This window comes from Leuconostoc miyukkimchii (assembly GCF_019656055.1).
In the GTDB taxonomy this organism is placed as follows: Bacteria; Bacillota; Bacilli; order Lactobacillales; family Lactobacillaceae; genus Leuconostoc; species Leuconostoc miyukkimchii.
Window position 1 is genome coordinate 152052 of the sequence record NZ_BPKY01000003.1, and the last position, 23015, is coordinate 175066.

A 23015-nucleotide genomic window follows, 5' to 3' on the forward strand; every position below is an offset into this window, starting at 1 on the left:
ACTCTTATTGTATCAAATGTGTCTAGTGAGTGAACTCATCACGCAAAATACCATATTTAATTGAATCATAGTACTGATTCTGCCAAAAGCGGACTTTCCGAATACGACCTTCTAATTTCATACCTACTTTGTTACCAACAGTCATCATACGTTGGTTACCAGACCAAGTGGTAAAACCAATATGCGGTAAACTAGGAAACATTTGAAATAATATATCAAGCCACATTTTGAGCGCTTTTGATCCGATATGCCTTCCCCATAAATTTTGTTGATAAATGACAATTCCTACCTCGAGCCATTGGTGCAAATTACCATCTTCAAAATGTGCAGACACCATACCTACTATTTCACCATCCACGACAATAGCTTGTCTTAAGTTTTGATTCACATATCTTACAACATTTTCTTCACCTAAAAATGCCAAACGTGTTGGTAAGGTGTCATGAAAATAGGGCCAGTTCCACTGTGTCCATTCTGCATGCGGGTCACTAAACGCCATCTCCCAAAATTTTGATAAATCATTATATTCAAAATTCCTTATCACAATCATAGCTATATCTCTTTTTTGAATTCATTATAACAAAAAAGAGCCAATTAACATATCACGGCTCTTTCATATATGTGATTCTATCCATTCCCACACTTGATCTTTTCCATACTTTGTTTCAGATGAAAAAAACTGAAAATCACTGCCCTCTTCATCAAATCCGAGTGTGCGCTTTATATTGGCTTCAAATTTATTAAATTTACCCTTTGAAATTTTATCGGACTTTGTTGCGACTACTAAAATTGGAATATTATAGTAATGTAGCCATTCATACATCGAAATATCATCTTCGCTTGGCTCATGACGTGCATCGACCAAACTCACCACACCGCGTAGCTGTTTACGCGATGTAATATATTCTTCAATCATATAGCCAAATGCTTCACGTTGCTTTTTTGAAACTTTAGCATAACCATAACCAGGTACGTCGACAAAATATAATTTATCTTCGACATTATAAAAATTCAATGTTTGTGTCTTACCAGGCTGTGATGAAGTTCGTGCAAAATTTTTACGTTGAATTAAGGTATTGGTTAATGACGATTTACCGACGTTTGAACGACCGACTAAAGCAATTTCTGGTTTGCCATCAGTCGGATATTGCGCAGCCGATACTGCACTCATCACCATATCAACATTGTGTACATCCATTATTTCACCTTTTTCAACTGTAATTCTGGTTGTTCACCAGCAACAACACTGGCTTTTGTAATCACAACCTTTGCCACATCATCACGACTTGGAATATCATACATAACGTCTTTCATCGTTAGTTCAATGATTGATCGCAATCCACGTGCGCCAGTATGCCGCTTAATTGCCAACTCAGCCATGGCCTCTAAAGCATCTGGTCGAAATTCTAATACAACATCATCCAAACCAAGCAATGCTGTATATTGCTTAATCAACGCATTTTTTGGTTCTGTTAATATTCGAGTTAAGTCCGCTATTTTGAGTTCATCTAATACAGTTACAATAGGTAATCTACCAATGAACTCGGGAATTAATCCGAATTTTGTCATATCCTCTGGTTGAACGTGTTCAAGAATATTTTCAGAATCTAAGGCTGCCGCGTTATCATTTGCATCTGAACCAAAACCAATAACTCGCTCACCTAGTCGTTCTTTAATGATCGTGTCAATTCCAGCAAAAGCACCACCCACAATAAACAAAATATTTGTTGTATCGACCTGGATTAATTCTTGTTGTGGATGCTTCCGACCACCTTGTGGTGGTACACTGGCGATTGTGCCTTCTAGCATTTTTAAGAGTGCTTGTTGTACACCTTCACCAGAAACATCACGCGTAATTGAAACATTTTCTGATTTTTTAGCTATTTTGTCAATTTCATCAACATAAATAATACCATGTTCAGCAGCTTCAATATCAAAATTAGCTGCTTGAAGTAACTTCAAAACAATATTTTCAACATCTTCACCAACATAGCCAGCCTCAGTTAATGTTGTTGCATCTGCTATAGCAAATGGTACATTTAAAATACGTGCCAAACTTTGCGCAAGATAAGTTTTTCCCGAACCGGTTGGTCCAATGAGAGCAATATTTGATTTTTGTAGTTCAATATCTGTTGTCGGTGTATAATTTTCGTTAATGCGTTTGTAGTGGTTATAGACCGCTACCGCAAGTGTTTTTTTAGCGTCATCTTGTCCAATCACATAATCATTTAATTCATCAACAATTTCATGTGGTGTAGGTAAAGATAGCGTTGTCATTGTTTCGCCTTTATCCACTGCTAATTCCTCGTCAATAATATTTTTTGCTAAGTCTACGCATTCGTTACAAATATAAATACCATTTGGTCCAGCAACGATTTTTTGAACCTCGCTGGCAGACTTGCCACAAAAACTACAATAAATTTCTTCTTCAAGATTTGGTGTTTGTGCCATATTATATTCCTTCACATTTTATTTCAGTGACGCAATTATATTAAATTTAAATACCCTTCTATTCTAACAGATTGCGTCATTATTTTAAGTGAGAATTTTTGGGGATATGAAATCAATCAACATGTTTAACATTTTGAAATTAAAAAAAGCCTAACGGCTTTTTTTAGTAAAGTAATTTTCCAAAAAATTAAATATAATTTACTTTGTTTTTGCAGAGTCTGTAATGCGCTTGATAACTTCACGCATTGCGATATCATGCTTCAACAATGAATTAGACAAACTCTCACGTACTTGAGCAGCTTCCATGTTATATTGTGCAGCCAAACTTGCTACTTCTTCATCGATTTGAGATTCAGTAGGTTCAATAGCTTCTGCCTTAACAATTGCTTCAAGAACTAAATTAGTCTTAACACGTGTAGATGCACCTTCTTCAAATTGCTTGTGCAAATCATCTTCAGTTTGACCTGAAATTTGGAAGAACATTTCGCGTGAAATACCTTGTTGTTGTAATTGTGCCAAGTATTGATCAATTTGACGGTGAACATCTTCATCAATCATTTCTTCAGGAATTTCATCACCTTCAACAGAAGCATTTTCAACTGCCTTGGTAATAACAGCATCTTCAAAAGCAGCTTGTGCTGAGGCAGCCTTTTCTTCAGATAACTTCTTTGTTGTCTTTTCCTTTAATTCAGCTAAAGTTTCAACTTCTTCGTCAACATCCTTAGCAAATTCATCATCTAATTCAGGTAATTCCTTACGCTTTAATTCATGAATTTTAACTTCAAACAAAGCTTCCTTACCCGCAAGATCAGCCGCTTGATAGTCTTCAGGGAATGTCACAGTAACAGATACTTCTTCACCTGCCAAATGACCAACCAATTGTTCTTCAAATCCAGGAATAAATTGTCCTGAACCCAATTCCAATGAAAAGTCATCTGCTTGGCCACCATCGAAATGATCACCATCAACTGAACCATCAAAGTCAATAATCACTGTATCGCCATTTTCAGCTTTAACTTCAGCTTCTTGCAAAACTAATTCTGCTTGACCATCTTGCAAACGCTTAATTTCAGCATCAACATCAGCATCTGTTACTTCTGTATCAGTTGCTTCAACTTCAAGGTTCAAATATTCACCCAATTTTACTTCTGGGGCAGTTGTAATTTCGGCCTTCATTGTCCAATTTTCGCCTTTATTCATTGACACAGGTTCAATGTTAGGACGTCCAACTGGTGTTACATCAGCTTCTTCAACAGCTGCTTCATAGGCTGCTGGTAAAACAATATCCATTGTTTCTTGATACAAAGCTTCTTCACCAAACTTTGAGAAGAAGAGTGCTTTTGTCACTTTACCCTTACGGAATCCAGGGATAGAAACTTCGTTCTTATTACGTTGAAAAGCTTTTTCCAAGCCTTCTTCAACTTGTGCGCGTGAAATTTCAAATTCTAATGTGCCTTGGTTTTTTTTATCCGCAGCTGGTGTCCAGTTAGACATTGTAAGTCCTCCAAATGTTTTAAATACCTTTTAATTTTATCTTAAAAACCATTAAATCACAACATTTTTGTCTTATTTTTTTAAATTCAATCATATCTCTTTAAAAAATATACTGTTCTGATTTAAATTAATACATAACTCATGTATTTTCAGCCAATATAAAAAGTCAATTAATACTTAAATCAATTGACTTGCAACTTAATTTTGATAAAAATGCTTATTGAAACTTAATCCCACCATCAACAGCTAATGACTGTCCTGTAATGTAGTCAGCTTGATCAGATACTAAGAAAGCAACATATTTTGCAATATCTTCTGGCTCTTCACCACGTCCTAACAAAATACCATCAATGAACGCTTGACGTGTCGAACCCAATGGCACATTTTTCCGTTCAGCAAATCGTGCATCAATTTCATCCCACATCGGTGTTAAGACAATACCTGGATTATAGGCGTTGACGCGAATATTATCCACCGCTAGTTCTTTTGCGGCAGCCTGCATTAAACCACGTGCAGCAAATTTAGTTGCCGAATAGATACCTAACATTTCAAAACCTTCCATACCGGCAATTGATGAAGCTAATATGATTGTTCCGCCTTGTTTACCATTTTTACGTAAAGCTTCAGGTGCTGCTTGCAGTGCCCATATTTGAGATTTTAAATTAATATTTAATATATTATCGACTTCTTCTTCAGGTGTTTCTTCAATTGTATCTACCCAGTCAATACCTGCATTAGCAACAAAAGTATCCAAACGACCATACTGCGTGATCGCATATTGTACTAAATCAAAATTCACCTGACGTGATTGAACATCCCCAACAAATAGTGAGGCTTCACCACCTGCAGCTTTAATTTTGTCAACAACATGACTTAGCTTACTTTCTGTTCGACCATTCACAATAACAGCATAACCATCTTTAGCTAACCGTAAAGCAATTCCTTCGCCAATTCCTTGTCCACCACCTGTTATAATTGCTACTTTTTCTGCCATGAGAAAACTCCTTACATTTATTTGTGATTTATTTAACAAATTAATTGTAAACGCTTTCTTTAAATAAGTCAATCACCACACTAAATAGTCAACAAAAAAATCTATCTTGATTAAGATAGATTTTTTACTATTACAAATGTTTAATATTAAATCCAGTTCTCTCTTGGATAGCATCAAGTGCTTGTAGATAACGCGCATAGTAGCCATAAGGATCGTCACTGTCTCCCTTGGCATCGAGTAGTACTACTTTATCCATAAACCCGTAATGGCTTATGACACGCATTAATTCATTATGAAATGCCCACCTTGAATCCTCATCAGCATTCTCCATGTTACGAAAACCGTCATTAACATAAGGTGTCACCGGTGGAATAATTAGAATTAAATCAATTAACTCTTCACTCACCGTATTATCGAACAATGGCTGAAGCTGCTTATTGTCTTCTTCACTTAGCCACAAATTAGCATATACTTTTGTAACCATTGCATCCGTATCAAAAAATGTTAAACCGTTGTTAGCTGGCGAGTTTATTTCCCTAGAATTTGCATCATACTGACCTTGAATTAATCTAATATAATCTTTTACTACCAATTCATCATCACTCACATTAGAGCGCTCTTGATACTCACGTGCATATTCTTCTGAAAAAGGTGAATTACTTGTTCGCGCTAAGCGGCGCACTAAAGTAGATTTTCCTGTCGATGCTGAGCCCATAATCGTTACTTTTTTGGCAAAATGACGTCGGAAAACACGATTAATATAATCCCAATTGCCAATTGGATTCTCACGAATTGCAGTTGCTGATATTTTTAATACCGTACGATCCATCAAACTCACTTTAAATTGATTAGTTTGTGGTAATCGCTTCTCTAATTCCTGTTTATATTCCGCTTCACCAGTATAAAATGTGATTTTTGCATCTTGATTCACAACATTGCGTTTGACAGTTTCAACTAAAATTCGTGTCCACTCGTCCCATCCAGTTGGCATTTGAGGGATGTCATCTTCATTAATGTAATCAACTTTAATATCTGTCTCATCACTAAATGCTTCGCGTAAGTAGCGAAAACGCTTTTCAACAGACAATCCCATTTGATCACCACGATCACCTGTATAACCTGAAGCAATGACGACAACCCCATCATTTAAGGCCGCTGCTTTATAAATCTCTGCCTGATGACCGACATGCATTGGTGCTAATGTGCCAAAAAACACCCCAATGTTTTCACCTTCTAAATCATCTGTATATAGATTTCCTGCAAAAGTTCTCATGCTTACCACTGTAATCCCCTACTGATTCACTATTTCTTCGTCAACTTCCGCCATTGTATAATACCGTAAATTGCATTGACAGTTAATGCCAAATTCATGCCCAGCATGGCAAAGGCACTTGGATCCGCATGACCTGTCCAAGCGCGTCCCCACAAAATAATTTCAACGATATCAAACAACAACCAAGCATACCAAGATTCCGCCAACTTAGCAGTTTGTAGTATCTGTGCACCCATGGATATTGTTGTTGTCAGGCCATCCATATATGGTTGTCGCGATCCGGCTTGTTCCAGTATAAGACCAACAATTACTAAAATAACTAAAAACACAGGAATAACAAAAATCCACTGTTTAGTTGACATGTATTTTGTAGTCACAACATCTTGATTACTTTTTGAAACATCTTTATCACGTTTCATAAAACCAAGCCATGCAATAATACCAACAAACTGCATGATAACCCAAAAAGCACTTAATGCCACCTCACCAAACAACTGTGATTGAAATGCCAATGGCATGTACATAGCTGAGTATATTAAGCCCCAAAAATAGTTAGTAATTCTACCTTTAGCTACCAAAACTACCGTAATAATATTCATCAGTCCTGTTGCCAAACCAAACCAATCATAGCTGTGGCTATGCGTAACACCAAAAAGCCAGACGGTGCATTGTAACAAGACTAACACAATAAATAAAAGTGCTTCCGGTACGGTCCAACCAAACAATAGTTCCCTAGCAATATTAGCAGGATTGAAGTATTGCCAGAAACGATTTCTACGGATCTCATTTGCCATATTAACTTCTCCAAAAAGTATTTCTTAAATTATAACAAAATTTAAGATGCAAATGACAAAAACTTATGATGTGAACAATGTTAGATATTCACTATACCCTTCGTGTGCCAATTCATTTTTTGGTACAAACCGCATACTAGCAGAATTGATGCAGTAGCGTAAACCGCCCTTGTCCACCGGACCATCAGTAAATAAATGACCTAAATGTGAGCCAGAATCCTTTGACGTAACTTCAGTTCTAGTCATACCAAGTGAGTGATCAACATGGCGTTGCACATTACTATCATCTATACTTTTTGTAAATGATGGCCAACCACAACCCGCATCATACTTATCAGTCGAACTAAACAATGGTTCACCACTGACAACATCTACAAAAATGCCATCATCCCACCATTGATCATATTTACCCGTAAAAGGACGCTCTGTGGCAGCATGTTGTGTCACTTCATATTCTTCCGGTGTTAATCGTTTTCTGAGTTCTTCATCTGTATATTTTTTCATGAATCGTTTCCTTTTTCATTCAGATTAGTATCATAAATTATTCCGGTAACTTTGTTTAAAAAAAGATTAGTATGCTAAAACGCACACAAAATCTGTTTTCAATGGGTATTAACTTGTGGGATGCTTTTGTTAAAATTACTAATCTAGATTTGTGATTTCAGCAATTGCCTGTGCATAAATTGAAATTGAACGATATAAATCATCCAGTAATGCAAACTCATTGGCTTGATGCATAGTATCTGGTGAATCTGGAAATAGCGCACCAAAAGCCACACCACGCGTCATTAAACGACCATACGTGCCACCACCAATAACTTGATCATGTGCTGGCAATCCTGTTTGTTCATGATATACATTTAATAATGTTTCAACAATCGGATCAGATGGCGCTACATAGTGTGGTACTTGCGCATGACCACCAATCGTTGGCTTAACATCCCAATCACCAAGTTGTGATGCCAAACCATTCACGATTTCTTCTGGTGTAATCCCTTTTGGATAACGGAAGTTGAAATTAATAAACAATTCGCCACCATCAACAAATTTTTGAATCCCTACATTCATTGATAGTGCACCCATGACGTCATCAGTATAATTAATACCAAATTTTTTACCAATTGTATCCTGATGTGCAGGTGTGCCTAGATATGTTAGATATGATTTTGCTGTACCACCAAAATCCAATTTTTGTAGGAAATTAGCCAAATACGTACCGGCATTTTCACCGGTTTCAGGCATTGCTCCGTGAACTTGTTTTCCCTTCAATGTCAAGTTAATTACGTCAGATTGAACAGACACAGAACCAGAAATTTGTGTGTTTGCTGACAAAAATGTTTGAAAGTCAGCAACTATATTATCAGATTGATCGGATTTCACAGTTGCAGTCGCCAAACCAGGTACCATGTTTGTTCGCAATCCAGACTCAAATGATAACAATGTATCTGACCCAGTATTAGTCGCTTTATCATTGATTAGAACTTGAACATTTCCTTTTTCACCGTTAATAATTGGATATTCCGCATCTGGTGAGAAACCAAACACAGGTTCAGGTTCAACCTCAAAGTAGCGTTTCATACCTATCCAGTCGTTTTCTTCATCGGTACCAAAAATTAAGCGCACACGACGTTTCAAAGGTACATTTAAATCTGATAGGATTTTAAAAGCGTAGTATGCAGCCATACCTGGTCCCTTATCATCTGAGGCACCTCGAGCAATAATTTTATCGTCAGTCACTATTGGCACAAATGGATCACTTTCCCAACCGTCTCCAGCAGGCATAACATCAACATGAGATAGAATAGCAACATATTCATCTGCAGTTTCAGGACCAATCTCTATATAACCAACAACATTATCAATATTCTTTGTTGTGAAACCATCACGTTCAGCAATTGCCAAAGCATGCAACAAAGCATTTTTGGGTCCTGGGCCAACAGGCGCATCTGCAGTTGCTTGCGTATCATCACGAACAGATTCAACAGCTAGTAGCGATTTTAAATCCTCAAGATAAGCAAGTTGCCGAGAAGCTGTTTCTTGTTTCCAATCAATTGTCATAGTATTTTGTAACCTTTCACTCATTATATATACTTAATTATACTGTTTGTCTTGATTATAGCAAGCATATGCGTTGATATAATATTATTCAGTTTTTAAAGTAATACCATCATTATCATACGCAGTTTTAATGCGGTTATTTGTAAAAAACGTTTTAATCATATAGAATGAACTGTGAATACTTCAGGGTCATGAAAATGTCTCTTAAAAACAAAGTTAGGAATTACTTGGTGAGATTAGACATTAAATCAAGTATATAAAGGTATATCACATATGAACAAAACAACACTATACGCCACTATCATTGCCATTATATTAATGTTTGTCTCATTAGTTAGTTGGATAGTAAATCAGACAACGTTTGCTATATTAGCTGCTAACTTAGGACTTCTCATTCTTGCTGTGGCTACTTTATGGGATAACCGTAATCACCTCACACATTAATACTTCAACGTATATTTTGTAAGAAAATAACGTTTCAAACATGCGTGAGACATCAAATTATGGGTAATAGATCATGAAATTATTAACTGAAAAAATACTTTATCAGGTGATTAAAAAACGCGTGAACCAGTCTTACAAAGGTACATTTGGCCGTGTACTTATAATCGGAGGTACCAAACAGTTTGGTGGCGCAGTGATTATGAACGCGCTTGCAGCTGTCAATTCAGGTGCAGGCTTAGTAACGGTTGCCACCGATCCATCTAATTTCACTGCACTACATTGTCACTTACCAGAAGCTATGGTGATTGATTATAATGATGATTTAACACCATACATAGGAGCTAGTGATGTCGTATTAATCGGGTCTGGTCTTGGTAATCGTGTAGATATTGTCAAAGCTACATTTTCTATTATTTCAAAAAAACAAATCATTATTATTGACGGCTCAGCTTTGACCCTAGCAGCTCATCATCATTTATCTTGGCCAGAAAGTCAAATGATATTAACGCCTCATCAAATGGAATGGCAGCGTATCAGTGGCGTTCCCATTGCACAACAATCCTTTGAAGCATTCAATATCCTTGCTCAAGACAAATTTGTCATAAAACCAATTATTGTGTTGAAACAATTTCACACGCAAATATACACGAATACTGATATATATGAACTACCAATCGGTGGGCCGTACCAGGCAACAGGTGGTATGGGTGATACACTGGCCGGCATCATTGCTGGTTTTACAGCGCAATTCAAACTATCATTAGCTGACGCAACATTGGCTGCAGTCTACACACATTCAGCAATTGCAGAGGAATTGTCAGCAACACAATATGTCACATTACCAACTAAAATCAGTGCTGCTTTACCACAGTTTATGCAAAAGTATGCCCAATAAGCAACATCATACCTCGTAAATACAACTAAAATATCTTAATAAAGGACATCCTACATGCAATTTATATCTTGGAATATTGACTCAATCAATGCCGCTGTTGAGCACAAATCTATACGCGGTGAAATGACATGGCAAACACTTAAAGATATAGCTGAACGCAAGCCTGACGTTTTTTCTATTCAAGAAACCAAACTCAAATCAACAGGTATGACTACAAAACAGTCAAATACCATTGCCGAACTATTTCCGGATTATCACATCTATCTTAATTCGAGTACTGCACGTTCAGGTTATTCTGGGACAATGGTATTGTCACGTGTTGAACCCATTCAAATTGATTTTCCAAAAATTGACGCGCCTGACACAATGGATAACGAAGGCCGAATTATTACTTTAGAATTTGAAAATTATTTTTTGTCCACGGTTTATACACCAAATTCTGGTGCCAATCTTGCCCGTCTCGAAGCACGAGGTGCTTGGGATGATGCTTATCGTAACTATATCAAAACACTCGACGCACAAAAACCAGTTATATTTAGTGGCGATATGAACGTTGCTCACGAAGAAATTGATTTAAAAAACTTCAAAACAAACCATAATTCTGCTGGATTTACAAATCAGGAACGTGAAAAATTTTCAGAATTATTAGATGCGGGATTCACTGACACATTACGTATGAAAAATCCAGACGTATCAGGGATTTACACATGGTGGGCTCAAATCAGTAAAACAAGTAAAATTAATAACTCAGGGTGGCGAATTGATTATTATTTAGTTAGTGATCGCATTGCAACTCATGTGACAGATACCGGTGTCCTAGATACTGGCTTGCGACAAGATCATGCACCTATTCTACTAGAAATAAATATATAAAAAATAAGCCATCCCCTATAACACAAGGGTGATGGCTTATTTATTTTGAACAAAGTACTTTAGCTTATCTACACCAAAATGCTCAGCCTCATAAATTAAAATATTAGCTGACGCGACAGCATCATCAAGTGCATTGTGATGATGATCCAACGTAATACCAAGATTAGTAGCTACTGTGTTTAACTTATGATTTTCAAAATTCGGCAATAGTTTACGACTACTGCGCACTGTATCCAACAACATATAATGTGGCTCTTCGATGCCATAATAAGCTAATGTGCCTTTTAAAATATTATTATCAAATGCTGCATTATGAGCCACAACCAACTTATCTTCTCTAAATAAAGGTGAAATGATAGGCCAAATTTCAGGGAATTTAGGTGCATTAATTACATCACTCTCCCGTAAACCATGAATCGCAGTGTTGCGTGAACTAAAATAAGTCTCTGGTTTGATTAAACTATAAAACTTATCCACTATTTGATTATCTCGAACTACCGCAATTGCTATTGACACTGCAGAATGTTTTTCATGATTTGCTGTTTCAAAGTCCATTGCTATAAAGTTCATTATTTTTCTCCTTGATTATTTAACTGTTTGACCATACGTTGTAATGCAGTCACACGAGAACTCGGTAAAGTTAGTATCACCTCTTCTCCGATTTCTTTGAAACCAAACTTTTCATAAATATGTTTTGCTACTGAATTATCTGTTTGTACATCCAACCACACCGTTTCCAAACCAACAACACCTGCCCAATCAAGTAAAGCTGAAACTAAATTAGTCCCAAGACCTGCACCTTGAAACTGTTTTAATATAGCCATACCAAGCTCACCGTTTTCAATAGATGCGATTCCTACTGGTTGTGATACTGTGCCTTGCTCAGCAATCAACAACAAAGTAATAGCTGGTTCATCACTCACCTCTGGTATGACATCACCGTCTCGTGTACTAGCAACTAAAAACGTATCAGTTTCAGACATTAAGACCTGAATGAGATATTGCCATTCTTCAGCACGCGCTAAACTTGCTTCTTCTAATTCAAAAGTAATTGGCTTGGTCAAATCAAAAGTCATATTTGCGCCTCCAAATCCTTTAAATCACCAATACCTTTAATTTTAATTTTACGATTATTGTCTTCTTCTCCACGTATAAAGGTTATATCCAAACGATTATTTGGTAATAAATCTTTCATGTACTGTGGCCACTCAATTAGCGTCACACCATCTGTTCCAACATAATCTTCAAATCCCTGATCTTGCGCCCCTGATTCTTCCAAACGGTATGCATCAAAATGATAAATTGGAAAACAACGTGCAGTGTACATATTCATAATATTAAATGTGGGACTCTTGACACGACTTGTCACCCCGAGTGCTCTTGCAAAGCCTTGTGTAAAAGTCGTTTTTCCAGCACCAAGATCGCCATTTAAGGTGATTACTAATCCGGGTTTGGCAAAATTGGCCACACGTACTGCAAATTTTTGTGTTTCATCACGATTGTTTGTCAATATTTCTTTCATCTTTTTATTATATCACGGCTTTCATGCAATATTTTTGCTATAATAAGTTTACTAATTCCAAAGGAAATCAAGACGTTGTATTCAGATGATTCATTCACACTACACACTGATTTATACCAAATAAATATGATTTACACCTACTGGCAATCAGGTATTGATAAAAAGCCAGTTGTATTTGAGGCCTATTTTCGAAACATGCCTTTCAATAATGGTTATGTTATTTTTGCAGGACTAGCACATATCGTTCACTATCTCTCAGACATAGGATTTAGTCAAAGCGATATTGATTATTTGCGTTCACTCAACTTATATCGTGATGATTTTTTAACTTATTTAAAAAATTGGCAACTGACTGCTACAATACGTTCCCCACACGAAGGCGAAGTCATGTTCAATAATGAACCATTGCTTCAAGTCGAAGGCCCATTAGTCGATGCACAATTATTGGAAACCGCGTTACTTAACATTGTTAATTTCCAAACATTAATTGCCACCAAGGCCTCACGTATTGTTTCAGTAGCAGATGGTGACCCACTGCTGGAGTTTGGCACAAGACGCGCCCAAGAATTTGATGCAGCCTTGTGGGGTACGCGTGCGGCCTATATTGGCGGCTTCAATGCTACTTCAAATGTCCGTGCTGGTAAACTGTTCAATATCCCAATATCCGGCACTCATGCCCATGCACTCGTCCAAGCCTATCAAACTGATTATGAAGCCTTTAAAGCCTACGCAACAACCCACCATGATGTTGTTTTTCTAGTAGATACTTTTGATACGTTAAAATCAGGTATGCCGGCTGCAATAAAGGTAGCTAAGGAGTTTGGCGAAAAAATTAATTTTCAAGGGATAAGAATTGATTCTGGTAACATGGTTTCATTATCGCAATCAGTTCGTCAGCTACTTGATCACGCGGGATTTACGAACGCTAAAATATATGCATCAAATGATTTAGACGAATATACCATTTTAGATTTAAAAGCGCATGGTGCAAAGATTGACGTTTGGGGCGTCGGTACCAAATTAATCACTGCATTTGATCAACCAGCCTTAGGTGCCGTTTATAAAATGGTCAGCATTGATAATCAAGATACAATTAAACTGTCAAATGATATTGGTAAAATATCCACGCCTGGCAAGAAACAAATATGGCGTAGTCGATCAGGTGATTTATTAACATTTTCAACTGAAGCAGCTATTGGAAAGCCAATATTACATGACATTTTTCTTCACGGTCAAAAAGTTTATAATTTACCTGCCGTTCAAGAAGTACAAGCATACGCTAAGAATGCGCTATTACAACTGCCAAACCCTTTTAAGCGACTTGACAACCCAACAAAATATCCTGTGACTTTATCAAAGCAATTAACTGCTGCTAAGGCATCCCTAATTGCCACGAACAAACAAAAATTAAAGGAGAATTAACATGCGCTCATTACAAGCAAAAATTATTGCTGATCTTCATGTACAACCACATATCGACCCAAGCGCTGAAATTCGACGATCTGTTGATTTTTTAAAACAATACTTACAGCACAACCCACAATATACAAGTTACGTTATCGCTATTTCAGGGGGGCAAGATTCAACATTGGCTGGTAAAATTGCCCAAATAGCAATTACTGAATTGCGAGCTGATTCAACAACCAATTATCAATTAATCGCTGTCCGCCAACCATATGGTAAACAACTTGATGAATCAGATGCTCTTGCCGCGATAGACTTTATTCACCCTGATCACATTGTCACAACTAATATTAAAGCATCGACAGATGCCATGACCGCAGACTTGCGAAAAACAGGTCTCATTGTCGATGATATGAGCCGTGGTTCTATTAAACCGAAAATGCGTATGATTGCGCAATATGCAGTTGCCCGAGAATACCAAGGTGCCGTGATTGGAACTGACCACGCAGCCGAAGCTTTTGCTGGTTTTTTTACAAAATACGGTGACGGTGGTACAGATATTAATCCACTATGGCGTTTGAACAAACGCCAAGGACGTCAATTATTAAGCATTCTTGGTGCCCCTTCAGCCTTATATGAAAAAACACCAACTGCAGATTTAGAAGACGATCGCCCGCAACTACCAGATGAAATAGCACTTGGTGTGACATATGACAGTATTGATGATTATTTAGAAGGCAAAACTGTCTCAGTCAAAGATGCTGAAAAAATTGAACAGTTATACCTCTCTAGCGCACATAAAAGACACGAACCAGTAACTATCTATGATACTTGGTTTTACTAATACTAACATAACGATTTTAAGAGCCTATTATTTTCCATACAACGTTCACCCTTCATTTGTATTAGAGTAGACTGCGTAATTTTGATATAATCATATTAGAGGTTAAGTTATGACAAATAGTGCCCCCATTTGGATATATTATGAAAACATTGCCACACACGATACTATCCTACCACCCAAACGTATAGATGGTGTACCTGACGAAAAGTATACAATTAGTGTACCTGATATTCCTGACTATACTTATTCTGAAAATTCAGATGATTTGTCTGGTGCCTTTAGTGAATTTCCACAATCGCACCATCTATACTACCAACCGATTAGTTGGCGTACTGTTCATCGTGTCAATATGTACATTATGTTACTTACAGAGGTTGCTGCACAGTCAGAGCCCGACGACGATGCTAACATTTCAACAATTCTCCCTGCCCAAAGTTATTGGGAAACACCACTACGTGTCATTTCCGGTAATGGTCAATTCTGGTATCAAGTGGGGACACACGATTGGCTGCGTTATGATGCATCATTGATGACCCTCTCAGATGATGCACCAAGTGGTGAAAATGTTAACTACATCGAAGACATCGAAAACAGTCAACCAAACGCGCTAGTTAACTTTTTACCTGGTCTTTCCACTGAAATTTTCGAGGCACCTTATGGATTACCCGTAGGTAGTGTTTTGGATGGTAACTTTGTTTCAATTATCAAAGAACAACATGATGATAATGGTCTTATCTGGTACAAATTAGCTGCCAGTGGTTGGATTAATAGCATATACATCGATAAGTTATAAAAAAGCATAAGTAGATTACATGTTAGTAATCTACTTATGCTTTTTCACTTTGCTTTATCCGTCGTCTTGATTACTGTTCCGTTTTCAAGATAGTTCACAGCATCCTGAAATGTCCGTACAGGTATAATTTTCATATTTGGTGCGTATTTTTTGCCTGTATCGCGGGCAAGTTGATAATTTGTTTTGTGTTGCTCTTCATACTTTAAGATTTCTTTATTAGGAGCTATATATGGTGCAAAAAATATTGTTGATCCAGCTTCTTTTGCAGCTATTATTTTTTTATCAATGCCACCTATTTCACCAACATATCCATCTGCATTCATTGTGCCAGTTCCTGAAATGTTACGATCTTTTGCCAACTTATCGCCAATCAATTGATCGTAAATTTGTAGCGTAAACATCAAGCCACCAGAGGGACCACCAATTTTTCCTGGATCAACATCTATTTTTCTGGATGTTGTCACAGCCACATTATCTGTCAAAACAATGCCAATACCAGAACGGCCGTTAGGATATTCTGGAGATTTACTACTTGGTAATTTAATTGTGACACCAGTAGTACGACCTGGTTTACCATTGCGTAAGTAATCAACAGCAACCTTAACGCCTTTTTGTTTATTTGCAAGATATTTAATGAAGCCATCCGAGTTTTCATAATGATGCCCATCAACAGCTGTAATCGTGTCGCCAACTTTAATTGATTTTTTGAAGTGGGAAGAATCGCTCACACTAAGCACATAGATGCCACGATAAGTTGTTGATATTTTTTGCCCTGCTTTTTTAAATGCAACTTGCTCAGCATTGGCAATTGCGCTTTGCATATAAAAATTCTGAACATCGTTAAACACTTCTGAGCTCTCGCCACCGGTAACATCTTCAGATTTATCATATGACATATGCGGGTTTATTTTTGTCTGTAAATAACTAAAACCATTTGCTTTTGATAAATATACCGATGTGATGTTGTAGCGCCCCTTTGAGGTATCATGCTTCCCATCAATTTTGACAAATTTTGATAAATCATCTGCCTCACCAGGACTTTCAATATAGCCATCAAGTGGTCGAACAAGCCATACCAAGCCAACAATAACAAAAACTGTGACAATGGCTGCAACTATTTTACTTTTTCTTCGCATTTATTTATTACTCCAAACGTTCTTTTAAAGCTTTAACAACAATAGGCGGTACGAATTTCGACATATTATCTGCCCCCATACTGCCAATCTCTTTAACCATTGAACTTGAAATGTTTTGATTTTCTGGTTTGGCCAGTAACAGGATTGTTTCAACATCAGCCAAAGCACTGTTTAATCCGGCAATATCTCGCTCATATTCAAAATCTTTGCTATTACGTAAACCACGGACAATAAATTTAGCATTAATTTCTGACATGAACTGGACCGTTAAACCATGCATGATGGCAACTTCAACATTATTTAAATCAGCTACTGTAGCAGAAATAAGCGCAATTTTTTCTTCCGGTGTGAATAGTGCTTTTTTACTCGTATTATTACCAACACCAACAACAACTGTATCAAATAACTTACTGGCACGACGAATAATATCTAAATGACCATTCGTTAATGGATCAAAGCTACCTGGGAACAATGCAATACTCATGTTCATTTCCTCTCTGTATATGTACTCATCAAGTATTGTATCGATAAATGGATACAACCGTTATACCATATGTTTTTTGCTGAATAATTTCAAATGTCTGATCTGCATCAGGTAAATTTGCAGTATTATCACTTTCAGCAAGAATAATTGCACCAGATGTTAACAAATTATTATCAGACATATAATGCATATCTGCAGTAATTGTTTCTTTGGCATATGGCGGATCTAAAAAAACAAGATCAAAAGTTTTCTGTTCTGTCACAAATTTTTGAAGGGCTTGTTGAGATTGTGCCTTGACGACTGTAAATGAATTCAAATCATGTGTCTTTTTAATATTATTTTCAATCACTTTAATGGCTTGAAATTGACGATCAACCAGCGTTGCATGCGTCATTCCTTGTGACACAGCCTCAATTGCTAATCCACCAGTTCCGGCATATAAGTCTAGAACTGATCCGCCACTTAAATATGGTCTCAACATACTAAACATAGCTTCTTTAACTTTATCTGTTGTTGGTCGCGTTCTGTCACCGGAAACCGCGTCTAATTTTGTGCCACGAAAACGGCCTGATACTACTCGCATTTTTTTATATGCATAAAATTGGCGCTAGTTACTAAAACTGCGTCAGTTTACGCTCTCCTCATCATAATTTTCAAAGAAAATGTCATCGTGCACATCACCCAAGTCTGGATCAATATCTGGACGCGGTGATTGAACAACATCTTTAACAAATTTGTATTGCTTAATTTTATCAATTTTTTGATCAATATTAATATCGTCTACATAAATCATGGCAAAATCCATTTTTTGAGAGACGTATGTGAGTTGACCAAACTTCTTTAATTGCGATGCATGACGCTTATTTTTTAAATAAATATATAATGCACGACGGGGTTGTAATTCAAATGTCATTTCAAATCCTTTCTAGCGATAACATCAGCAGGATGAATCGCTACAATCTTTTTTTGTGTTGCTGCAATATTTAACGTTAAAGCTACGGCCGCGCTGAACACAATGTAAGACGATCCACCACCAGAAATGAAAGGAAAGACCACACCAGTAATTGGTAAAATACCAATTACGCCACCTAAATTCACGAGTACTTGTATAAACAAGAGAGTTGCAATACCAAACAACATGAGTCGATAATATTGACTCTTTTGTCGAATACCTAAAATAACCATGCGTCCAACCATGATTAACATCAAAATTAACACAGTCATTGTTGTAACAGCACCTAGTTCTTCTGTCATGACTGCCATAATAAAATCAGTATTGGACTCTGGTAAATATGGCTTGATAAGCGAGTTACCAAGACCCACCCCAAATAGTCCACCATGCGCTATGGCATAATAACCGTATAGTAACTGCCGACTAGCATCAACTGCATTTGGATCCCACGGATTAACGAAACTTGTTAACCTGGCAATTGCATAGTGGTCTTTACTTGTTAAATCAAAAAAATGATTAGCAAAACGAATAATTGTTTGTAAAAATCCAAATCCTAAACCGATAAAAGCTGCCGTTAAGGCAATTATACGACGTGAAACACCTGAAGCTAGTAGCAGAGACAATAGTATTAGCAGAATAATCAAGCCATTACCGTTATCCGGCATAATGAAAACTAACAAAATCGCAAAGGCTGGTAATCCCCAAACTTTAAACCGACTAACTGGCTGTAATGCCAAACGCAAACGACTTTGCCATGGAAAACGCGCAAAGAAATTTGAAAAGTAAAGGATCATCGCAAGTTTTAAAAATTCAGCTGGCTGTAACGTTATTACGCCCAAATTAATCCAGCCATGTGCGCCATTGACTGGTGGCATGATAAATTTGGCTACAATTAATGCACCAATGACTAATATTTGAAGATTTCTCATCCATATTAAATTCTGTAATTTTTTTAGATTAAGATGGTATAAAAATAATGCACCAATTAACCCCATTACAACAAAAATCGCTTGCTTAATAAAATTACTCAGCGCAGCCGTTGTTCCCTGAGTCGCCGAAAAGACCATTATAATCCCAAGCATACTAAGGATCACAAAAGGTATGGCTATCCAATAATCTAGTTTTCGTAATTTTTTAAACATGCAAAATTAATCACCTAAAATTGTCTTTAAATTTGTCTCATCTAAGTTTTTTGCAATAGCAATAACAAAGTCTTTTGCTGCTTCATAATCAGCAATTGACCAAACTGTTTGATGAGTATGAATATATCTTGACGCTACGCCTAAAGCAACAGAAGGTATTCCTGTATGCTCACTTTGTGCAGCTGCAGCATCTGTGCCACCCTTAGATACAAAATATTGATATGGTATGTGGTTATCTTCAGCAACTGATAACAAAAATTCCTTCAATCGCAATGGTAAGATGACAGTTGGATCAAAGACACGTAGTAATGTGCCATGATCCAAAATTCCTTGCCTTCCTTCACTGCCTGCTATATCATCAGCAGCACTGGAATCAATTGCAAAGAAAATATCTGGCTTCAGTAAATTAACTGCCCCGTGAGCACCACGTAAGCCAACTTCTTCCTGTACGTTGGCACCCATAATTAACGTATTCGGCGTGTTCTCATCTTTTAATGCATCCAATGCATCTAAAGTAGTTACTAAACCAAAACGGTTATCCCAAGCTTTTGAAATAACTCGTTTTTTATTTGCAGACATAATCGTTGTCACTTCAGGCACGATAAAATCACCGGGAAATACACCAAATTTTTGTGCTTCCTGCCTATCAACAAATCCTGCGTCAAATAAAATATCTTCTACCTTAGGGAGCGTTGGTACGCCACCATGTCCTCGTAAAAGATGTGGTGAAATGGAACTTGATACGACTGGATAATTCCCCTTGGCCGTAAATAATGTGAAACGTTGTGATGATACTACAGTAGGATTCCACCCACCAATAGCCTCTACCTTCAAGGCCCCACTAGGCAAAATTTGAGTCACTATAAAGCCAACCTCATCCATATGTGCCGCAAACATAACACGTGGTGCATGAACATTAGGATTTTCCTTGATACCAAATACGCCACCTAGGCCATCTTGTTTGATATCATCAACTAATGGTGATAACTCTTGGCGAAAAGCCTGTCTAATATTTACTTCTTGCCCTGATGTGCCTTGTAACTCTGTATATTTTTTTATACGTTCCCATGTCTTATTATCCAAAACCAACTATCCTTTCTTACATAAAATTCAAACTCAACTGTTTTTATTTTAAATATTCTCGTTCGCTCATGTTAAATTGATCATCAAAAGTGTAGCGAATTGGCTCACCATTACCGATTTCTAGACCATCAATTGCAGTATCACTAATGTTTTCCAGATATTTAATTAATGCTCTTAGTGTACTACCATGGGCAACAATTAGCTGATTACATCCAGATTGCAGTCCGGGTTTAATAACTTCTAACCAATAAGGCAACATACGCTCACTCGCCATTTTTAAGCTTTCGCCTTGTGGCTCAATTTGATTAGGATAACGTCTATTTGGCAATACTTCTTCCAACAACGGCGGTACTTCTGTATAGCTACGACGCCATAATGCGACAGCTTCAACTCCGTATTTTTCTCTGGCATCGTCTTTATTTAAACCTCGCAACGCGCCATAATGTCGTTCGTTTAATCGCCATGTTTTATTTATTGGTAACCATGATTGATTCGTTTCAAACAAAATAATATTTGCGGTAGTAATTGCGCGTTGCAGATAAGATGTATGTACAACATCAAACAACAAATGTTTTTGCGCTAAAATATCACCAACTTTTTTTGCTTGTTGACGACCCTTCAGAGTTAAAGGAACATCTGTCCAACCCGTAAATTCATTATCGCGATTAGCAGTTGATTCCCCATGACGAACCAAAACAAGTTGAGATACCATAAGTTAACTTCCTTAAAAATCAATGTTGTTTCTATTATAGCATTAAAAATTAAACAAAATACTAGTCATCGGCTCAAAAATACTTCAGTTGAATTAAATTATTTTAGTATAATCTATGCAACAAATTTGGATGATTTTAAAATCATTAATTTTTCATCTCACAATTATTAAGCGTATAAATTGTTACTTTTTGATGATAAGTTCGTGTTTAAAGCGTTTTCATTTTGCTTTTTTGTTAAAAACATTAGAATTTCTTATTTATATAGCCGTTTTTTGTTTTAATTTTCCTTTTATACTGCTAGAATTAAATAGGACGTTTAACGTTACTACATTTTTGGGAGATCATTATGTTTGCAATTGCAAATTATTTTAAACTCAAGGAATTAAACACATCAGTTCGTACAGAATTCATTGCCGGATTGACGACATTTACATCAATGGCCTATATCTTATTCGTTAACCCTTCTGTGTTAGGTGCTGCGGGTATGGATAAAGGTGCCGTTTTCACAGCAACTGCTGTCGCCTCTGCCGTTGCAACTCTTTTCATGGGTATCGTAGCGTTGTACCCAATTGCTATTGCACCAGGACTTGGTGTTAACGCATTTTTCGCTTATTCAGTAGTTATTGGTATGGGCGTGAAATGGGAAACAGCCATGGCTGGCGTTTTCGTTGCTGCTTTGATTTTTTTAGTTTTAACTTTATTTAAAATTCGTGAAAAAATCATCAATATTATTCCTCAAAATTTGAAATTAGCAATTGCTGCGGGTATTGGTCTATTCATCGCTTTTATAGGTCTACATGATGCAGGTCTAATTGTTGCAAACGATGCAACAATGGTGTCTTTAGGTAAATTAACGACGCCCACATCACTCTTGTCAATTTTTGGTATTATATTAACGTTTGTCTTATTATCACGTAAAACACCAGCTGCCATTTTTATTGGTATGGTTGCTACCTCAATTGTTGGTATTGTGTTTGGTTTAATCAAGTTACCTACCTCTATTGTTTCCCCAGCACCATCATTGGCTCCAACATTTGGTGCTGGCGTTATGCACATCGGTGACATTAATTCATTACAAATGGTCACAGTCGTTGTGACATTCTTACTTGTCACATTTTTTGATACAGCTGGTACGATGATTGGTTTAGCGACACAAGCTGGCTTCATGAAAAATAATGAAATGCCACGTGCTGGTCGTGCTTTAATGGCTGATGCCGTTGGTATGACTGTTGGTGCTGTTATTGGCACTTCCCCAACGTCTGCATACGTTGAATCGTCATCAGGTATTGCAGTCGGTGGTCGTTCTGGATTAACCAGTGTTTTCACCGGATTATTCTTTCTACTCGCATTATTCTTCTCACCTCTATTGAGCGTTGTCACATCACAAGTTACTGCACCTGCTCTAGTCGTGGTTGGTGTTTTGATGGCAGAAAGTTTACGGAAAATTGACTGGGATGATATCGCAATTGCTGCACCTGCCTTCTTAATTATCATAGGTATGCCACTGACTTACTCAATCTCAGATGGTATTGCATTAGGATTTATTTTGTATCCTATAACAATGATAGCAACTGGTCGTGGTAAAAAAGTACATCCCTTAATGTATTTTCTAGCCGTGCTATTTGTCCTATTCTTAGTAATTGTTGCACATTAATATTGTTCTTAA

The 23015-nt window shown here is 37.0% G+C and carries 26 protein-coding genes; 7 read left to right on the forward strand and 19 right to left on the reverse strand.

What is annotated here, in order from left to right:
* Window positions 1-22: 22 nt before the first annotated feature.
* The 9 genes from K5Q13_RS04075 to pepV form a co-directional block, all read right to left on the reverse strand.
* The gene (locus tag K5Q13_RS04075) at window positions 23-550 is read right to left on the reverse strand and encodes a GNAT family N-acetyltransferase (protein WP_220740201.1); all 528 of its coding nucleotides are present in this window, start codon (window positions 548-550) and stop codon (window positions 23-25) included.
* 63 nt (window positions 551-613) lie between these two features.
* Window positions 614-1198, reverse strand: a complete 585-nt coding sequence (gene yihA / locus K5Q13_RS04080) for a ribosome biogenesis GTP-binding protein YihA/YsxC (RefSeq protein ID WP_220740203.1) — start codon at window positions 1196-1198, stop codon at window positions 614-616.
* The gene (gene clpX, locus K5Q13_RS04085) at window positions 1198-2451 is read right to left on the reverse strand and encodes an ATP-dependent Clp protease ATP-binding subunit ClpX (protein ID WP_220740205.1); all 1254 of its coding nucleotides are present in this window, start codon (window positions 2449-2451) and stop codon (window positions 1198-1200) included. Before clpX ends, yihA begins: the two co-directional genes overlap by 1 nt.
* A 198-nt stretch (window positions 2452-2649) precedes the next feature.
* Window positions 2650-3945 carry a trigger factor gene (gene tig / locus K5Q13_RS04090; protein ID WP_220740208.1) on the reverse strand — a complete coding sequence of 432 codons (1296 nt, stop codon included), beginning with the start codon at window positions 3943-3945 and terminating at the stop codon, window positions 2650-2652.
* A gap of 217 nt (window positions 3946-4162) precedes the next feature.
* On the reverse strand, window positions 4163-4939 hold the full coding sequence (locus K5Q13_RS04095; protein ID WP_220740210.1) for an SDR family NAD(P)-dependent oxidoreductase: 777 nt from the start codon (window positions 4937-4939) through the stop codon (window positions 4163-4165).
* A 130-nt stretch (window positions 4940-5069) separates the two neighbouring features.
* Window positions 5070-6212, reverse strand: a complete 1143-nt coding sequence (locus K5Q13_RS04100) for a nicotinamide-nucleotide adenylyltransferase (protein ID WP_220740212.1) — start codon at window positions 6210-6212, stop codon at window positions 5070-5072.
* Between the two features lie 29 nt (window positions 6213-6241).
* Window positions 6242-7006, reverse strand: a complete 765-nt coding sequence (gene pnuC / locus K5Q13_RS04105) for a nicotinamide riboside transporter PnuC (protein WP_220740214.1) — start codon at window positions 7004-7006, stop codon at window positions 6242-6244.
* Window positions 7007-7069: 63 nt separating this feature from the next.
* Entirely contained in the window at window positions 7070-7510 is a 441-nt protein-coding gene (gene msrB, locus K5Q13_RS04110) for a peptide-methionine (R)-S-oxide reductase MsrB (protein WP_220740216.1), read from the reverse strand.
* A 138-nt stretch (window positions 7511-7648) separates the two neighbouring features.
* Window positions 7649-9064 (reverse strand): dipeptidase PepV, encoded by a 1416-nt coding sequence (gene pepV / locus K5Q13_RS04115; protein WP_220740218.1) that lies wholly within the window; start codon window positions 9062-9064, stop codon window positions 7649-7651.
* Between the two features lie 273 nt (window positions 9065-9337).
* Between pepV and K5Q13_RS04120 the strand changes: the two genes are divergently transcribed.
* The 3 genes from K5Q13_RS04120 to K5Q13_RS04130 all read left to right on the forward strand — a co-directional run bounded on the left by K5Q13_RS04120 (window position 9338) and on the right by K5Q13_RS04130 (window position 11276).
* Window positions 9338-9508: a hypothetical protein gene (locus tag K5Q13_RS04120; protein WP_220740220.1), complete on the forward strand. Its 171-nt coding sequence runs from the start codon at window positions 9338-9340 to the stop codon at window positions 9506-9508.
* A gap of 73 nt (window positions 9509-9581) precedes the next feature.
* Entirely contained in the window at window positions 9582-10403 is an 822-nt protein-coding gene (locus tag K5Q13_RS04125; protein WP_220740222.1) for an NAD(P)H-hydrate dehydratase, read from the forward strand.
* Between the two features lie 54 nt (window positions 10404-10457).
* Window positions 10458-11276, forward strand: coding sequence for an exodeoxyribonuclease III (locus tag K5Q13_RS04130; RefSeq protein ID WP_220740224.1), 819 nt, complete (start codon window positions 10458-10460; stop codon window positions 11274-11276).
* Window positions 11277-11312: 36 nt separating this feature from the next.
* On the opposite strand, the gene K5Q13_RS04135 is transcribed toward K5Q13_RS04130, so the two are convergent.
* The 3 genes from K5Q13_RS04135 to tsaE are packed head-to-tail and all read right to left on the reverse strand — an operon-like array spanning window position 11313 to window position 12798.
* Complete coding sequence (locus K5Q13_RS04135; RefSeq protein WP_220740226.1) at window positions 11313-11846, reverse strand: 3'-5' exonuclease; 534 nt, start codon at window positions 11844-11846, stop codon at window positions 11313-11315.
* Window positions 11846-12352 carry a GNAT family N-acetyltransferase gene (locus K5Q13_RS04140; protein WP_220740228.1) on the reverse strand — a complete coding sequence of 169 codons (507 nt, stop codon included), beginning with the start codon at window positions 12350-12352 and terminating at the stop codon, window positions 11846-11848. The genes K5Q13_RS04135 and K5Q13_RS04140 overlap by 1 nt, the downstream gene beginning before the upstream one ends.
* Window positions 12349-12798 (reverse strand): tRNA (adenosine(37)-N6)-threonylcarbamoyltransferase complex ATPase subunit type 1 TsaE, encoded by a 450-nt coding sequence (tsaE, locus tag K5Q13_RS04145; protein ID WP_220740230.1) that lies wholly within the window; start codon window positions 12796-12798, stop codon window positions 12349-12351. The genes K5Q13_RS04140 and tsaE overlap by 4 nt, the downstream gene beginning before the upstream one ends.
* Before the next feature lie 75 nt (window positions 12799-12873).
* Here tsaE and pncB point away from each other — a divergent pair, with 75 nt between their 5' ends.
* The 3 genes from pncB (at window position 12874) to K5Q13_RS04160 (ending at window position 15839) form a co-directional block, all read left to right on the forward strand.
* Window positions 12874-14220 carry a nicotinate phosphoribosyltransferase gene (gene pncB / locus K5Q13_RS04150; protein ID WP_220740232.1) on the forward strand — a complete coding sequence of 449 codons (1347 nt, stop codon included), beginning with the start codon at window positions 12874-12876 and terminating at the stop codon, window positions 14218-14220.
* 1 nt (window position 14221) lies between these two features.
* A complete protein-coding gene (nadE, locus tag K5Q13_RS04155) occupies window positions 14222-15046 on the forward strand; it encodes an NAD(+) synthase (protein ID WP_220740234.1) in 825 nt (274 codons plus the stop codon).
* 109 nt (window positions 15047-15155) lie between these two features.
* Entirely contained in the window at window positions 15156-15839 is a 684-nt protein-coding gene (locus K5Q13_RS04160; RefSeq protein ID WP_220740237.1) for a MucBP domain-containing protein, read from the forward strand.
* 44 nt (window positions 15840-15883) lie between these two features.
* Here the strand turns inward: K5Q13_RS04160 and K5Q13_RS04165 are convergent, their stop codons facing one another.
* The 7 genes from K5Q13_RS04165 to K5Q13_RS04195 are packed head-to-tail and all read right to left on the reverse strand — an operon-like array spanning window position 15884 to window position 21348.
* Window positions 15884-16975, reverse strand: coding sequence for a SepM family pheromone-processing serine protease (locus K5Q13_RS04165; protein ID WP_220740239.1), 1092 nt, complete (start codon window positions 16973-16975; stop codon window positions 15884-15886).
* A 7-nt stretch (window positions 16976-16982) separates the two neighbouring features.
* The gene (gene coaD, locus K5Q13_RS04170) at window positions 16983-17459 is read right to left on the reverse strand and encodes a pantetheine-phosphate adenylyltransferase (protein WP_220740241.1); all 477 of its coding nucleotides are present in this window, start codon (window positions 17457-17459) and stop codon (window positions 16983-16985) included.
* A 28-nt stretch (window positions 17460-17487) separates the two neighbouring features.
* The gene (gene rsmD / locus K5Q13_RS04175) at window positions 17488-18042 is read right to left on the reverse strand and encodes a 16S rRNA (guanine(966)-N(2))-methyltransferase RsmD (RefSeq protein ID WP_220740243.1); all 555 of its coding nucleotides are present in this window, start codon (window positions 18040-18042) and stop codon (window positions 17488-17490) included.
* A gap of 42 nt (window positions 18043-18084) precedes the next feature.
* Window positions 18085-18372 (reverse strand): YlbG family protein, encoded by a 288-nt coding sequence (locus K5Q13_RS04180; protein ID WP_220740246.1) that lies wholly within the window; start codon window positions 18370-18372, stop codon window positions 18085-18087.
* On the reverse strand, window positions 18369-19553 hold the full coding sequence (locus tag K5Q13_RS04185; protein WP_220740248.1) for an FtsW/RodA/SpoVE family cell cycle protein: 1185 nt from the start codon (window positions 19551-19553) through the stop codon (window positions 18369-18371). The genes K5Q13_RS04180 and K5Q13_RS04185 overlap by 4 nt, the downstream gene beginning before the upstream one ends.
* 6 nt (window positions 19554-19559) lie before the next feature.
* Entirely contained in the window at window positions 19560-20636 is a 1077-nt protein-coding gene (gene pepA, locus K5Q13_RS04190) for a glutamyl aminopeptidase (RefSeq protein ID WP_220740250.1), read from the reverse strand.
* Window positions 20637-20679: 43 nt separating this feature from the next.
* On the reverse strand, window positions 20680-21348 hold the full coding sequence (locus tag K5Q13_RS04195; RefSeq protein WP_220740252.1) for a 2,3-bisphosphoglycerate-dependent phosphoglycerate mutase: 669 nt from the start codon (window positions 21346-21348) through the stop codon (window positions 20680-20682).
* A gap of 347 nt (window positions 21349-21695) precedes the next feature.
* On the opposite strand from K5Q13_RS04195, the gene K5Q13_RS04200 reads away from it, so the two are divergent.
* The gene (locus K5Q13_RS04200; RefSeq protein WP_220740254.1) at window positions 21696-23003 is read left to right on the forward strand and encodes an NCS2 family permease; all 1308 of its coding nucleotides are present in this window, start codon (window positions 21696-21698) and stop codon (window positions 23001-23003) included.
* Window positions 23004-23015: the final 12 nt, after the last annotated feature.